The following is a 15,465-nucleotide window of genomic DNA, read 5'->3' on the forward strand; positions in this document are numbered from 1 at the left end:
GAGTTAATGAGGTGAAGTCAGTGAAAATGATTAAAAAGCTGATAACCCAATGTGAAGAAGGGGACGTTTTGGCAGAGGATATCTATGGCCCCTACGGTATTCCACTGGTGATAAAAAACACGGAAATGAACCTTTATCTAATTAATAGGCTAATGAGGAATGGTATTTATAACTTATGGGTCTATGCCTATGATGAAGAACATTCACAAGCCTATCAGAGATTTGATAAAAATTATAAGAAGACCATTTTACTTGTCAAGGGATTAATTAATGACCTTGCGGTAGGAAAGAGACTGGAATTTGATCAAGTTTTGCAAGCCACCGAACAAATTGTATTTAGTACCAAAGACAATAAGCTCATTTTACAATACCTAAGTGATCTTCGTAAAACCGATGAATATACCTTCACCCATTGTATAACTACTGCCTTTTATTCCATGTTAATTGGCAAATGGCTAAATCTGGGGGAAGATGAGATTTGGAAAATAATTCAGGCGGGACTCTTACATGATATCGGTAAAACCCAAATACCTTTGGAAATTCTTAATAAAAAAGAAAAGCTGACGCCGGAGGAATTTGAAATAGTAAAGAATCATGCCATTCTTGGTTATGAATTGGTTAAGGAAATCAATGAAATTGATCCAGATGTTAAAAGGGCGGTATTGTTACACCACGAGAGAATAGATGCCTCGGGATATCCATTCCAGTATGGTGCGGATCGTATTGGTTTATACGCTAAAATTGTTGGTGTAGCAGATGTTTATGATGCAATGACATCCGATCGGGTCTATAAAAAAAGAGCGACCCCCTTTGAAGCCTTTGAAATGTTTAAACAAATCGGTGTGAGTATTTTTGATACCAAAATACTCAAGGTTTTCTTGAGTAATTTAGCAATTTACTACACTGGAACAAAGATTATTTTAAATACGGGTGAGATTGGTGAAATTGTCTATATTCCACCCCAGGACATATTAAACCCAGTTATTCGAGTGGCCTCGAAAATTTACGACAGCTCGAAAGATACCGTAAAGGTATTAAGTCTGATATAAAAAAAGGCTTCAATCCTTTTCCATAACAAAGGAGTTTGCTTTGCGAAACTCCTTTTTCTAACGGCCGATGAATTTGGTTTTGTAGTCCCAAAGAACGATAAAGTTAAGTATCAGAACCTGAGGTACCCTGGCTAAGAACCAAACAATGTGAGGGTGGGTTGCGGGATAGTTATCTACCAGAAGAATGGTAACACTGGGTATGGTAATTAGTAATACAATTGAGGTCAAAGTCGTTGTAATAATCACCCTGCAATTAAATACCCGGGTGAAGGCAAAAACGAGAAAAATATTAATCAATAAATTGATAAAAATTGCCTCTAGAAAATCAATAACAAAGCTGCTTTGCACCCAATCTTTGACTACTATTTTTGCCACTACGATAGTTAAGAGAAGTTTTGTGGTATATTTAATATCTGAAAAGTAGAATACAAACAAAAATACCGAGAGGGATTGCAGCACCATAAAGGTATAGCGTAGAGACCAAGGTATTTCTGCAAAGAAGATATCAGTCAAAACCGACCCCCCTAAATAGTAACGACAAAGGTAGTACCGTTTTCCCTGTCACTTTCCACCGTGATGCTGCCGTGATACTTATCAACCAGTTCCTTGACATTGTATAGTCCAATGCCGGATCCCAAATTCCCTTTGGTGGTGTAACCGTAATCAAAGATCCTTTCGGTGTCTTCAATATAACTGCCGGTATTAAAAACCTCAATCACTAAATGATCATTCGAATAATTGAAGGAAATTTCTACAATTTTTTCAACAGAAGCATTAAGTTTTTTCAATTCAAAAAAGGCGTTGTCAATTAAATTAGATATAATACGAACTAAATCCGTTTGCTTAAGGGAGATATTTGATAAGTCCGTTTCAAAATCAAAAACAAGTTTAATGTTACTACGATAGGCTTCATCCTTTTTCATATAAAGAAGAACGGCTACCTCTGGTATTTGTATTTGGCTAATAACACGAATATCTGAAACTTCCTGGTTAATGTTTTTAATATATTCCTCGGCCTTATTGGTTTTATTTAATTGAATATAGCCCAAAATGACTTGTAAGTGATTTAAGAAATCGTGTCGATGACAACGCAGCAAGTGGATTGTATTTTGGGCCAATTCATTCTGGAGTTTTTCCTTTGCATATTCTTGTTCCAGACAACTAGCTTTAAAATAGTGTAAAAGGGAGTATATAAATATAGTTGTTGTAGAGATGGTAACAATTAAAGTCATCAGTTCAAGGTTTTTATAATGGGGTATTCTAAAACCAAGATAACGTTCTAAAATAGAATGATCCTTTAAATATAAAACCCAGACAAAAGCAAGTATATAGCCTAACTGAATAACAACCAAGGTAAGGGCCAGATCCCTAAATTTCTGCTGCCTAGTCATAAATTGCCCCTTTGTTGTAATTAACAATAGACAATGCTTCGACAAAAAACCCCAAATTTCCTTTCTCTATACTATGTATATTGTACACTTGTCCTTTAGGCAAGTATAAAAGAGAAAACCCGGGAAATTATCCCGGGTTTTCCTGTGGGGAACGCCACCGCTCTAAAAAACACACAACCTCTTTAAAAACATCCGAATACTTACCAATCGAATTACTTTTCCGAACGACATACGATCCGAACGACATACGAAATGAGGGAACTACAACCGGACTTAACAGACAATACTTGGAAACCACAGCTTACTTCAACAGCTTACTTCAACAGCTTACTTCACAGGAACCTTGTGAAACTGAGAAACCGTGCCAATTCCACTGCTAAACCTTAAGCGCTCCCCGTAATTTGATTATATTGAAAATTGATACACTTGTAAAGAAGGATAGAAAGGATTCTATAAGGTAATATTTTCTAATCCTCATATTGCAATAAACGTCGTTCACCTTTTAAAGCACGGATACCAGTAACATCTTGGCTTACCTCTATTGTGCCTAGATAGGTACCCTGCTCGTCTCGCAGGGCAAAATAACGAATGTGGATAAACTTTCCACCCAACTCCAGCCAAAATTCTGCGGTGCTGTGTTTACCGCTTTTAAAGTCGGATAGAATTTTTTCCACCATATGAACATTATCCGGTGGATGGCAATTTTGTACTTTACGGCCAATGATGGACTTAGTCCGAACAAAGATTCTTTCCCGCCCCTGGGAAAAATATTTTACGGTGTCATCCTTGTCCACAAAGGTAATATCAATGGGGACATTGGTAAGGATGGTATTCAGTTCTTTAAGGGTCAAGAAACCTGTGTCCACAGGCATGGCATCACCGGAGTGCTGCTGGGAGATAGGCTTGGCTGCACCAGCCTTTGGCTGCCAAAAATCACCATGTGGTTTGGAAAAGACCACACCAAATTCCTCATCCTGCTGTTTTATTTCTACCCATTCTTCCTCAGTCAAAGTATTTAGCAGCATGGGACTAAGGATATTTTCTTCCTTAAAGATCATTTCCGATATTTTATTCTTCATGGTTTCATAGGCTGTTTTAATGGCTTCGGCATCCCCTTCCCGAAGTCTTGTCAAAACCACTTTCACCAGATCCCGAATTTCGTCATCCACCGACCACATGACCGAAGGTGGTCCGGTAATATTGTGTCTCTCCAGATAGGGGAAGATGATGTTTTCTTTTTTAGAATAATGCTTATCTAAATTTTCCCGTAAAAAGGACAGGCGTTCTTTGAGGGCCTCCATTTGATTGTCCTGAAAATATAAATCAGATTCTTGCAGAATTTTGTTAATTTCCTCATTTTCATGCTTTAAGGTGTATAAGGGATGACCGGGAATCAGTTCTGGTTTTTCATTTTGTTCCAGGGCATCACGGAATACCGCTGCATGTACATCACAGAGTTTGGTAATTTCCTCGGGATTCATCCCTTCCCCAATCAGGGCTTGTTCCATATTGGCGATTTCGGTGGCATCAATGTCTTTAATTAAGTTCTGAAAATCAGCCTTGACCTTATCAAAATCCTTTCCTTGATGAAGATCCTTAATAATTGTTTTTAACATTTCTTGCTTAGCTTCTTTGCTTCCAAGGTATTCGCTCATGGGTGACCTCCTTACAAAATATCTATAGTAAGTGATGCCCATTTTGAGCAAATTTATTTATTCTTGTAAGGTAGAAAAAATAAACTCCCAGCCCAAGGGAGTTTATTTTTGAGTGCATTTACATTTTTCGCAGGAGGGGCAAAGGGGGGTGAAGCACTCCTTACAGACACCCCTTTGGTCCGGTTTAGCCGGACTGCCACACATGACACAACAAATTGGTTCATTGGGAATCAGCTCAGCCAATCGAATGGAAAGTACCATACCATTATTAAATCTTGCGGAAACCAGCTTGCTCGTAACACAACCACCGAGAGAGATGCAGGTTCGCTGGGAAGGTACGTGGAAAAGTGGTTGTTGAAAGGTTGGAAATTTATCCATTTAAACACCTCCGATAACATCATATGCGAAAGGCGGTGCGATGTTTCAAGAGAGCTAAACCTAAAAGCTTGGCATTTGCTGAGTTTTTCTTATAAAATAATATAGATGTTATAACTTTTCTAAATTAGCTAGGTGGGATATTTTGGAACAATTAAAGCAAAACCTTCTCAGAGAAAAAATTAAAAACTATCAGAAGGCACTTGTGGCCTTTTCCGGTGGGATAGACAGCACCCTGCTGCTTAAAATAGCCTCGGAAGAAATACCAACAGGTGTTCTAGCTGTGACAGCAGTTTCGGATACATTTACTGAAGAGGAACTACAACGTACAAGGGAGTTAACCAAGGAGTTTGGTGTAGAACATTTGATCATTCAAAGTAATGAAATGGCAGATGCCCGGTTTGTTGATAACTCCCCCGAAAGGTGCTATTATTGTAAACATTTACGCTTTCGTACATTAAAGGAAATTGCCCGTTCCAGAGGAATTGAAAATGTCCTGGATGGATCGAATGTGGATGATCTGGCCGATTATCGACCGGGTCAGCGAGCGATTAAAGAACTTGGGGTAAAGAGTCCCCTGCAGGAGGTTGGCTTAACCAAGGCAGAGATAAGGGAACTGGCCCGTAAAAAGGGGATCGCCACCTGGCAGGCCCCGGCAATTGCCTGTCTGGCATCGAGGATTCACTATGGGGAAACCATAACCAAAGAAAAGCTTTACACCATCAAAGAGGGGGAGGCCTTTTTAAGGGATTTGGGGTTTTTCCCCTGTCGACTACGACTGCATGGAAATTTGGCCAGAATTGAAGTGCCAAGTGATAGACTTTTAGATCTGATGACTTTGTCAGAGCAGGTCACCACTTACTTAAAAAAATTAGGTTTGACCTATGTAACCTTAGATATGATGGGTTTACGCTCGGGCAGCATGAATGAAGCGATCAAGGGAGAGTGAATGATGGATCAATATGAAATAAGGCAGCTGCTTAGCCAGGTGAAGGAGGGCACCCTAACCATTGACGATGCACTGGCAGGACTAAAGAACCTTCCCTACGAAGATTTGGGTTTTGTCAAAATAGATCACCATAGGAGCCTGCGTAGGGGTTTTGCGGAAGTAGTCTATTGTGCCGGTAAAACGGTGGAGCAGGTACAAAAAATTATGGAGGCCTTGGCGGACCGCTCCACAAGCAATATATTGGGTACGAGGGCTTCCCAGGAGATGTACCGGGCTGTCCAAAGGGTAGTTCCTGATGCTAAATATGATAGCACAGCCAGGTTAATTACTGTTACCAGAGGGGAACAAAAAAGAATTGGTAATGTGCTGGTGGCCTGTGCAGGCACATCCGACTTGCCTGTGGCGGAGGAAGCAGCTATTACTGCGGATTTAATGGGGGCAAGGGTTGAGCGCTTGTATGATGCCGGGGTTGCGGGCATTCATAGGCTGTTGATGAATCGGGGAAAATTAGATGCTGCCAGGGTGATTGTGGCGGTTGCAGGTATGGAGGGGGCCTTGGCCAGTGTTATAGGCGGCTTGGTGGACAAGCCGGTTATTGCCGTACCCACCAGTGTGGGGTATGGTGCTAGCTTTAACGGCCTGGCAGCCCTGCTGGCCATGTTAAATAGCTGCTCCTCAGGAGTAACTGTGGTTAATATTGATAATGGTTTTGGTGCCGCTTATGCTGCCGCTATGATAAATCGGATGGGGGAGTAGAAATTGTCGATTATTTACTTTGACTGCTTTTCAGGTATCAGTGGAGATATGATCATTGGTGCATTGCTGGATGCTGGTTTACCCTTTCGGGAGTTGGAAGAGGAACTGGCTAAATTAAACCTGGCTAATTTCCAAATCAAATCGGAGAAAGTAATAAAAAAGGGGATTACTGCTACTAAATTTTCTGTGGTTACGGATGAACAGCAGCCGCACAGACATATTGGTGATATTCACAAGATTATTCAAGAAAGCAGCCTGGAGGAACCGATCCAAGGTACCGTGATGAAAATATTTAACCGCTTAGCCGAAGCGGAGGGTAAGATTCACGGCGTAAGCCCAGAGAAGATTCATTTTCATGAAGTTGGGGCAGTGGATGCCATTGTCGATATTGTAGGGGCTGTGGTTAGTTTACATAAGATGAATATTACGAAAATAACGGCTTCCCCTCTCAATGTTGGGGGTGGCTGGACTCACTGTATGCATGGGCTTATCCCAGTCCCTGCTCCGGCAACCCTGGAACTATTAAAGGGTATTCCCATTTATAATGGCGGCGTGAACAGAGAATTAGTTACCCCCACCGGGGCCGCTATTATTTCTGCCCTATGTCAGGACTTCACGGACCTGCCGGCCATGATTCCTGGACAAATAGGCTATGGTGCAGGTACCGCGGAACTGCGGATACCCAATGCCCTGCGTGTTATTGTGGGGGAAGAGAAACACCGGCATGAGCACGGGCACCAGCACCACAAACATACCCATAATTAGACGCTAGCCTTCGATTAGGGAGAGGAAGAACGTTGCTAAGCCTGCATGCCGCTTTGGAACTTGGGCCAAAGGAAACAATTTGTCTGGTGGGCGGCGGTGGTAAAACCACTGCCATGTATAGATTAAGCGGGGAATTGGCTGACCGGGGGAACAAAGTCATTGTTACCACCACCACCAAAATATGGCCCCCAGAAAACGGACAAAGAAAATCATTGATTTTAAGCAAGGATTGTCAAAACTTATTTCAAGCATTAGAATGTGCCTGGGACACGAATTCCCAAGTTTGCCTTGGTAAGTTTATTGATCATAATGGTAAACTTGTGGGTCTTGATGGAGAATGTGTGGATTTAATTAGTTGTCAGGGCAGGGCCAATTTTATCCTTTGTGAGGCGGACGGTTCAAAGGGTAAGCCGATCAAGGCACCCGCTGACCATGAGCCAGTCATTCCAAGGGAATGCACCCTTGGCCTGGGGATTGTGGGTTGGGATGCACGCCACAAACCCCTGCGGGAAGAGTTTGTGCACAGGGCGGAGCTTTTTTCAGAGTTAACCGCTTTCCCCTTAAATAAGAACCTGACCGCCACAGCCATAGCCAGTAGCCTGCTGCATCCCAGGGGGATTTTTAAAGGGTTGCCTGCCAGCGCCAGAAGGGTTTGCCTGATCAATAAGGTTGATCATCAGGAAGATCTGCCAGAGGCAAGAAGACTGGCTAAATTATTGCTTGGAAAAAACATTGACAAGGTTTTACTGTGCTCCTTACGGAGTACCCAGCCTGTTTGGGAGGTGCTGGGGTAGACACACAACACAGGGAACAACACACGACAACGCGCGGGGACGGTTCGAGATCACTGAAAAAGTATCATTTTTCAAGAATCCACTCAATATATTGTGACTAAAACCCATGTTGAATCACAACATATTGTATAGGGTGAATTTTTAGAAGCACTTTTTCATTGGTTTCGGACGGTTCTTTTGTGTCCCCGTGGACACAGGGACACAAAAGAACCGTCCCCGTGTGTTGTGAGACATGGAATAGGGGTGGGTTTTTATTCTAGTACTATATTTTGATTGTATCTCTGGTTTAACCGAAGATATGATTCTTGCTGCTTTACTTCATGCTCAAAAAAATGAGATAAGTTTGGCAAAAAAATTGTCTGGCCTGGGTTTGCCCCCTTGTGAAATTCATTGCCGTAGGGGAGGCGAAGTTTTTCCTGCCAACCGGGTTTCGCTGCAATCGCCACATTCGGGGGAACAAACTTTTTTTCAGTTGTTGGATATAATTGAGGAGACAGGCTTAAGTGACGATTTCAAGGAACGGGTAATCCATATTTTTACCAACTTAGCAGAGGCCCAAGCTAGGGTGTTAGAGCTGCCTCTGAAGAATGTCAGAATAGAGGATGCGTTAACGAAGGTTATCAAAACCATTGCTATTTTGCTTTGCATCCAAGGGCTAGCACCAAGGAAAATCCTGATCTCACCGATCCGTTTTGCAACAAAGTTCGTTAACCAAAATGCCCCTTGCACCATCCCCTCGCCCGAGACAATGGAATTATTAAAGGGCCTTGCCATTTGTACAGGAAGCAATCGTACTGGTTTTGTCACACCACTGGGTGCGGCCATTGCCAGGACCCTGGTTACTGATATGGCAGAGGAGCCGGCAATGATTTTAGATTCCCTGGGCTATGGTGGTGATGACCAAGCAGATAATTTGTTAAGGGTGATGGTTGGCACCGTTTCCTCCTTAATGCAAGATCACCTCGCCCTATTAGAGACCAATATAGATGATATGAATCCTGAATTGCATCCCTTCGTGTTAGACAAGCTCTTAGCCGAAGGTGCTCTAGATGTTTTTTACACACCCATTATCATGAAAAAAGGCCGCCCGGCAGTTAAATTAACGGTTATCTGCCGCCCCCAGGATGTTGATGCCCTAACGGGGGTTATTTTACAGGAGACCTCATCCCTAGGGGTAAGGATTGCTTATCAAAACAGAAAAAAGCTGTTCCGGGAAATTAGAAAAGTAAATACACCTTACGGCCCGGTCAAAATTAAGCTAGCCCGCCTGGGCCCAGGTCAGCCAGTATTAAACCTCAAACCCGAGTATGAAGACTGCCGGGCCTTAGCCAACCGTTTGCATATTCCGGTTAAAGAAGTGTACCAGGCAGCCCTGCAAGAAGGGCGGGAGAGGTGGATTCGTTGTTAGCTGCCAGCCGTTAGCAACAATCTTTGTGAAAAAAGGTTGAGTCAAGATCCTTCGCTATCGTTCAGGATGACATAGCTAATAGCTAAGGAGCTAGCCCTACCGCGAAAAATGGTATAAAATAAGAAAGTAACTCATTGACAAAATTGACGCTCCACAGTGGTGGGGTGTTTTTGGTTTACGCTGGCAGAAAGTTCAAGGAAGGGGGAAATAAGCTTGTCTGCTTGCTGCTGTGGCAATAAACACGCCAAGGAAGATCCGAAACAAATGGCCCTGCGGGAGGCCATTGCTCGTTATCAGGGTGTTGCTGGTGCTTTAATCCCCCTATTGCAGGAGGCCCAGGAAATTTTCGGCTATTTGCCGGGAGAGGTGATGGAGGAGATTGCCAGGGGGTTAGGCCTTCCTTTTAGTAAGGTTTTTGGTGTAGCTACCTTTTATGCTCAATTTCACCTAAAGCCCCGGGGCAGGAATGTTATCCGGGTTTGTACTGGTACTGCCTGTCATGTTCGGGGAGCCAGTCCTTTGCTGGAGAGTATCAGGCAGGCACTGGGCCTAAAGGACGAAGGAACCACCGAAGATTTGCGCTATACCCTGGAAACAGTGGCTTGTTTGGGAGCCTGTGGTTTAGCTCCGGCCATGATGGTCAATGAAGATACCCATGGCCGTCTTACCCCAGCCAAAGCTCTGGAAGTTTTAAAACAGTATCAATAGGACGGAGGATTGCCATGAAAAAAATTGTTTGTGTGTGTGCGGGTGGCTGTACTTCCTCCGGTTCCCTGAGGGTACTGGAAGGGCTGCGGGCCGAGGTACAACAAAGGGGTTTACAGGATCAAATAGTGGTCAAGCCAGTAGGCTGCCATGGTTTCTGCGAACAAGGGCCGGTGGTTAGCATCGAACCGACCAAAACTTTCTATACCAGGGTTTCCGAGGGAGATGTGTCGGAGATTATCACTTCCCTGCAAGAAGGTTCTCTGGTGGAACGTCTTCTTTATGTTAATCCTAGCAATCAACAGCAAATCAACACCTATGACCAGGTGCCCTTCTACGCCCGCCAACAAAAGATTGTCTTAGCAAAATGTGGTCAGATTAATCCGGAGCATATTGAAGACTACTTGGCCCAGGGCGGGTATCAAGCTTTAGAAAATGTAATCCGGCAGATGACACCCCAGCAGGTGGTTGATGAAGTAAAGAAGTCAGGTCTCAGGGGCCGCGGTGGTGCAGGCTTCCCAACTGGAAGGAAGTGGGAATCTGCTCTAAAGGCTAAAATAACGGATAAAAGATACGTTATTTGCAATGCCGACGAAGGAGACCCGGGTGCCTTTATGGATCGCAGTTTGTTGGAGGGTAATCCCCACGAGGTACTAGAGGGCATGGCCATATGTGGCTATGCCACCGGTTCCGACGAAGGCTATATCTATGTGCGGGCAGAGTACCCAATGGCCATCAAGCGATTAAAGCTGGCCATCGAACAGGCCGAGAGGGCTGGACTTTTAGGTAATCATATTTTTCAATCTAATTTTAGCTTTCATATAAAAATTAAAGCCGGTGCTGGGGCCTTTGTGTGCGGTGAAGGAACGGCACTGATGACCTCCATTGAGGGAAATAGGGGAATGCCCAGGTTTAAGGCGGACCGTTCCACGGAAAAGGGATTATGGCAAAAACCCACCGTAATCAACAACGTTGAAACCTTTGCCAATGTTCCCACCATTATCACCAAGGGTGCTGCCTGGTATGCTTCCATGGGCACGGAAAAAAGCAAGGGGACCAAAATATTTTCATTAACGGGTAAGGTTATCAACACTGGTTTGGTGGAAGTACCCATGGGTACCACTCTGCGCCAGATCATTTTTGATATAGGTGGGGGCATCTCAAATCAGCGAGCCTTTAAAGCAGTCCAATCAGGGGGGCCTTCCGGGGGATGTATTCCTGAGGCACACTTGGATCTGCCGGTGGATTATGATTCCTTAGACCAGATAGGGTCTATGATGGGTTCCGGTGGATTGGTGGTATTGGACGATACCACCTGTATGGTGGATGTAGCTCGGTTTTTTTTAAATTTTACGCAAAAGGAATCCTGTGGTAAATGCACTCCCTGCCGGGAGGGAACCCTGCGTATGTTAGAAATACTGACCCGGATTTGTGAAGGGCAGGGTCAGCCCAAGGATTTGGAAAACCTAGAACGTCTGGCTAAAATTATCTGCAATACATCCCTCTGTGGTTTGGGACAAAGTGCACCATATCCGGTACTAAGTACCCTGCGCTATTTTCGGCAGGAATATGAAGCCCACATTTATCACAAACGCTGCCCCGCCGGTGCTTGTGCCAAGCTGCTGGTATACTCGATTGTTGCCGAGGCCTGTAAGGGCTGTGGCAGTTGTGCCAGGGCCTGTCCCACCGGGGCCATCCGCGGCAACAAAAAAGAACCCCATGTCATTGATGGAACCCGCTGCATAAAATGCGGCAATTGCCTGCAAAAATGTAAGTTTGGTGCTGTACGAAAACGTTAACCGCGGCAAAAGGAGAGTGATATTTTGTCTGAGATATATCTAACCATCAATGGCCAGTCAATTGCTGTTCCTGTGGGCAGTACCATTTTAGAGGCTGCCGAGCAACTGGGCATTTTTATCCCCACCTTTTGCCATGATCCGGAATTAACCAGGGCGGCCTCCTGCCGTATTTGTGTGGTGGAAATGGTTGATACCGGCAAGTTACAAGTAGCCTGTGCCACTGCTGTCAAAGAGGGCATGGTTATCGACACCGAATCAGCGGCGGTGTTGGAGGCCAGAAGGACCATTTTGGAATTATTGCTGGCCAATCACCCCCAGGATTGTCTCACCTGTGGCAAGGCCGGGGATTGCCGGCTGCAAGATTACGCCTTTCGCTATGGTGTGGCAAGACCTGGTTTTAGCGGTCAAAGCCATGACTATGAAATAGAACAGGACAACCCATTTATTGTTCGGGATATGAATAAATGCATTCTATGTGGCAAATGTGTACGTATGTGCAGTGAAGTACAGGGACAACATGCCTTGGATTTTACCTATCGAGGTATTCAAACCAAAATTGCCACGGCCCTGGACTTGCCCTTGGCCCAATCAAACTGTGTATTTTGCGGTAACTGTGTGGCTGTTTGCCCGGTGGGGGCACTACAGGAAAGGGGTTTAAGAAAAAAGGCCAGGACCTGGGAAGTAAATAAAATAAAAACAGTTTGTCCCTACTGTGGCACTGGCTGCAGCCTGGAACTAAATGTCAAGGGGGGACAAGTGGTTGGGGTAACCTCCTGCGAGGGAGAAGTTAACGGCAGGTCCTTGTGTGTCAAGGGAAGGTTTGGCCATGGCTTTATCCACCATCCAGATCGTTTAACCTCACCCTTAATTAAAAGAAATGGTCACTTTGTTGAGGCCAGTTGGGATGAAGCCATTAACCTGGTGGCGGAAAGTCTGTCTGCCATTAGGCAAACCCACGGTGCCGCTGCCCTGGGAGTATTAAGTTCCGCCCGGTGTACGAATGAAGAAAACTATCTGCTGCAAAAACTGACCCGTGGGGTCCTTGGCACCAACAATATCGATCATTGTGCCCGTCTCTGACACGCTCCCACTGTCGCCGGTCTGGCGGCATCCTTGGGCAGCGGTGCCATGACCAACAGTATTAAAGAAATTGCCGGGGCTGATTTTATTTTAGCCATTGGTACCAACACCACAGAGTCCCACCCAATCATTGGCTTGCAGGTCAAAAAGGCACTACGGCAGGGTGCCACCCTGGTGGTGCTGGACCCACGTCAAACCGAAGTGGCCCAATTGGCCCACCATCATCTGAGATTAAAGTCAGGTACCGATGTGGCCTTGCTTAACGGCTTAGCCCAGATAATTATTGCAGAGGGACTCTGGCATAAGGACTTTGTTGAGCAGCGCACCGAAGATTTAGAGGCACTTAAACAAATTGTAGAAAAATACACCCCGGCCCATGTGGCCGAAATCACGGGTATATCCGTTGAGATCCTCCAGGCAGTGGCCAGGGGCTATGCCCAGGCCCAAAGGGCCACCATTTTATATACCATGGGTCTTACCCAACACACCACTGGTACCCATAATGTCTTGGCAGTGGCCAACCTGGCCTTGTTGTGCGGTCAGCTTGGCAAAGAACACAGCGGCGTCAATCCCCTGCGGGGACAAAATAATGTTCAGGGTTCCTGCGACATGGGAGCACTGCCCAATGTGCTGACCGGATATCAAAATGTAAGCGATCATCAAGTCAGAGAAAGTTTTGCCATGGCCTGGGGTGTTTCAGATTTACCTGCTGCCCCGGGACTCACAGTGGGTGAAATGTTCGAAGCAGCCAGTGCCGGCAGCATCAAGGGTATGTATATTATGGGGGAGAATCCCCTCTTGTCCGATGCCAATGCCAATCAAGTTAAAGTAGACTTGCAAAACTTAGATTTTTTGGTGGTGCAGGATATTTTTCTGACAGAGACAGCTAAGTTGGCCGATGTGGTGCTGCCGGCTGCCAGCTTTGCCGAAAAGGATGGAACCTTTACCAATACCGAACGTAGGGTGCAGCGGGTGCGTCAGGCCATTGCACCGGTGGGCCAAGCCAAGGCCGATTGGCAAATCATCAGTATGCTGGCGAATGCCTTCGGTTATCCCATGCAATATGGTTCCCCCGCAGAGGTCATGGCGGAAATTGCCAGTGTGACACCTTCCTACGGTGGTATTTCCTATGAACGATTAGAACAACAAGGTTTGCAGTGGCCCTGCCCCACCGCAGAGCATCCTGGTACACCGATACTGCATCAGCAAAGCTTCCCCCGGGGGCGTGGTAAATTTCACCCGGTGGTTTATGTACCAGCGGCGGAAATACCCGATGCAGAGTACCCACTGGTGCTAAGCACGGGCAGAAGACTCTATCAATACCACACAGGCACAATGACCCTGCGGACTGGTACCCTGGAAAAGCATTATCCAGACGAATATTTGGAAGTGAATCCCCGGGATGCAGCTCCCTTGGGCCTGGTTGACGGGGATAAAGTTAAGGTTGTCTCGCGCCGTGGCAAGGTGGAACTGGCAGTAAGAATAACAGAAGTAACGCCACCCGGTTTAGTCTTTACTTCCTTCCATTACCCCCAGGTGCCGATAAACCAACTTACTAACGCTGCCCATGACCCCATTGCCAAAATACCGCAGCTAAAAATCTGTGCCGTTCGCATAGAAAAAATAATCACTTAAAAACTTAAAAATAAAAATGCGACAGGGAGAACCGTCTCCGCTGTGGTGATAATTGAAGATATAAGAAAAGAGACAGAGAGAACCGACTCCCTGTCTCTTTTCTTATAGGAATAATGCTTGAACAATAATAAAGCTTAGCGCAGCCAAAAGCATTGTGATTGGTAAAGTAATAATCCAGGCAGAAACCATTGTTACTGCGGTACCCCACTTAACAGAGGATAAACGCTTGGCTGAACCAACACCCATAATGGACGAGCTAATGACATGGGTGGTGGAAACGGGTAATCGAATAATGGTGGCACCAATAATAATAAGGGCAGAGGATAAATCTGCAGCAAAACCACTGGCCGGCTCTAATTTAATGATCTTAGAACCAACGGTTTTAATAATACGCCAACCGCCCACGGAGGTACCCAGGGCCATGGCAACCGCGGCAGAGACTTTCACCCAGAGGGCTACATCCAAGGTATCCTGATACCCCCCTGCAACCAAAGCAAAGGTGATAATACCCATTGTTTTTTGGGCATCGTTGGTGCCGTGGCTGAAAGCTTGAAAGGATGCGGTAAATATCTGTAAAAAGCGAAATTTCGAATTCATTTTATGGGGTGAAAAATTGGCAAATATTATGCGAATAATAGACATAATAATATAGCCAATGGTAAAGGCAATTAAGGGGGATAAAATAAGAGCTTCGATAATGGTTAAGAAACCTTTAAGGTTTACAGCACTAAATCCAGCCGAGGCAATAACAGCACCAGCTAAAGAACCAATCAAGGCGTGAGAAGAACTGCTGGGAATACCATAATACCAGGTTAGTAGGTTCCAAATAATGGCTGCCACCAGGGCGGCGGCCACTACGTAAACCCCGTTATCCAGACTAGCCGGGTTAGCTACACTGCCACCCACCGTTTTAGCAACGCCAGTAAAAGTAAGGGCACCCAATAAATTCATAACTGCAGCTAAGACGATAGCTACTCTGGGTCGGATAGCCTTGGTGGAAATAGAGGTGGCAATGGCATTTGCAGTGTCGTGAAATCCGTTAATAAAATCAAAGCTTAAGGCCAAAATAACAACGGCAATAATGACAAAATGTAGTTCCATATT

General features: G+C 45.1%; 14 protein-coding genes. 9 read left to right on the top strand and 5 right to left on the bottom strand.

The features are described from left to right. Window positions 1-11 precede the first annotated feature (11 nt). Window positions 12-1,049 (top strand): HD-GYP domain-containing protein, encoded by a 1,038-nt coding sequence (locus AC1U9Z_RS04600; protein ID WP_333531974.1) that lies wholly within the window; start codon window positions 12-14, stop codon window positions 1,047-1,049. A gap of 57 nt (window positions 1,050-1,106) precedes the next feature. Here the strand turns inward: AC1U9Z_RS04600 and AC1U9Z_RS04605 are convergent, their stop codons facing one another. The 4 genes from AC1U9Z_RS04605 to AC1U9Z_RS04620 all read right to left on the bottom strand — a co-directional run bounded on the left by AC1U9Z_RS04605 (window position 1,107) and on the right by AC1U9Z_RS04620 (window position 4,473). Next, on the bottom strand, window positions 1,107-1,562 hold the full coding sequence (locus tag AC1U9Z_RS04605; protein WP_333531973.1) for a hypothetical protein: 456 nt from the start codon (window positions 1,560-1,562) through the stop codon (window positions 1,107-1,109). A gap of 11 nt (window positions 1,563-1,573) precedes the next feature. Further along, entirely contained in the window at window positions 1,574-2,440 is an 867-nt protein-coding gene (locus AC1U9Z_RS04610) for a sensor histidine kinase (RefSeq protein ID WP_333531972.1), read from the bottom strand. Window positions 2,441-2,907: 467 nt separating this feature from the next. Then, a complete protein-coding gene (locus AC1U9Z_RS04615; RefSeq protein WP_333531971.1) occupies window positions 2,908-4,095 on the bottom strand; it encodes a DUF438 domain-containing protein in 1,188 nt (395 codons plus the stop codon). Between the two features lie 102 nt (window positions 4,096-4,197). Continuing rightward, window positions 4,198-4,473 carry a hypothetical protein gene (locus AC1U9Z_RS04620; RefSeq protein WP_333531970.1) on the bottom strand — a complete coding sequence of 92 codons (276 nt, stop codon included), beginning with the start codon at window positions 4,471-4,473 and terminating at the stop codon, window positions 4,198-4,200. Between the two features lie 142 nt (window positions 4,474-4,615). On the opposite strand from AC1U9Z_RS04620, the gene larE reads away from it, so the two are divergent. The 8 genes from larE (at window position 4,616) to fdhF (ending at window position 14,361) form a co-directional block, all read left to right on the top strand. Then, on the top strand, window positions 4,616-5,419 hold the full coding sequence (gene larE / locus AC1U9Z_RS04625; protein ID WP_333531969.1) for an ATP-dependent sacrificial sulfur transferase LarE: 804 nt from the start codon (window positions 4,616-4,618) through the stop codon (window positions 5,417-5,419). Between the two features lie 3 nt (window positions 5,420-5,422). Then, entirely contained in the window at window positions 5,423-6,175 is a 753-nt protein-coding gene (gene larB, locus AC1U9Z_RS04630) for a nickel pincer cofactor biosynthesis protein LarB (protein WP_333531968.1), read from the top strand. A gap of 3 nt (window positions 6,176-6,178) precedes the next feature. Then, window positions 6,179-6,940 (top strand): nickel pincer cofactor biosynthesis protein LarC, encoded by a 762-nt coding sequence (gene larC, locus AC1U9Z_RS04635; RefSeq protein ID WP_333531967.1) that lies wholly within the window; start codon window positions 6,179-6,181, stop codon window positions 6,938-6,940. Window positions 6,941-6,972: 32 nt separating this feature from the next. Then, window positions 6,973-7,734 (top strand): selenium cofactor biosynthesis protein YqeC, encoded by a 762-nt coding sequence (yqeC, locus tag AC1U9Z_RS04640; RefSeq protein ID WP_333531966.1) that lies wholly within the window; start codon window positions 6,973-6,975, stop codon window positions 7,732-7,734. A 253-nt stretch (window positions 7,735-7,987) separates the two neighbouring features. After that, a complete protein-coding gene (gene larC2 / locus AC1U9Z_RS04645; protein WP_333532054.1) occupies window positions 7,988-9,142 on the top strand; it encodes a nickel pincer cofactor biosynthesis protein LarC2 in 1,155 nt (384 codons plus the stop codon). A gap of 213 nt (window positions 9,143-9,355) precedes the next feature. Beyond that, entirely contained in the window at window positions 9,356-9,850 is a 495-nt protein-coding gene (nuoE, locus tag AC1U9Z_RS04650; RefSeq protein ID WP_442886078.1) for an NADH-quinone oxidoreductase subunit NuoE, read from the top strand. Between the two features lie 14 nt (window positions 9,851-9,864). Beyond that, on the top strand, window positions 9,865-11,646 hold the full coding sequence (locus AC1U9Z_RS04655; protein ID WP_333531965.1) for an NADH-quinone oxidoreductase subunit NuoF: 1,782 nt from the start codon (window positions 9,865-9,867) through the stop codon (window positions 11,644-11,646). 24 nt (window positions 11,647-11,670) lie between these two features. Then, window positions 11,671-14,361, top strand: a complete 2,691-nt coding sequence (fdhF, locus tag AC1U9Z_RS04660) for a formate dehydrogenase subunit alpha (RefSeq protein ID WP_333531964.1) — start codon at window positions 11,671-11,673, stop codon at window positions 14,359-14,361. 102 nt (window positions 14,362-14,463) lie between these two features. Here the strand turns inward: fdhF and AC1U9Z_RS04665 are convergent, their stop codons facing one another. Continuing rightward, window positions 14,464-15,462: an inorganic phosphate transporter gene (locus tag AC1U9Z_RS04665; protein ID WP_333531963.1), complete on the bottom strand. Its 999-nt coding sequence runs from the start codon at window positions 15,460-15,462 to the stop codon at window positions 14,464-14,466. Window positions 15,463-15,465: the final 3 nt, after the last annotated feature.

This window comes from Desulfotomaculum sp. (assembly GCF_982386235.1).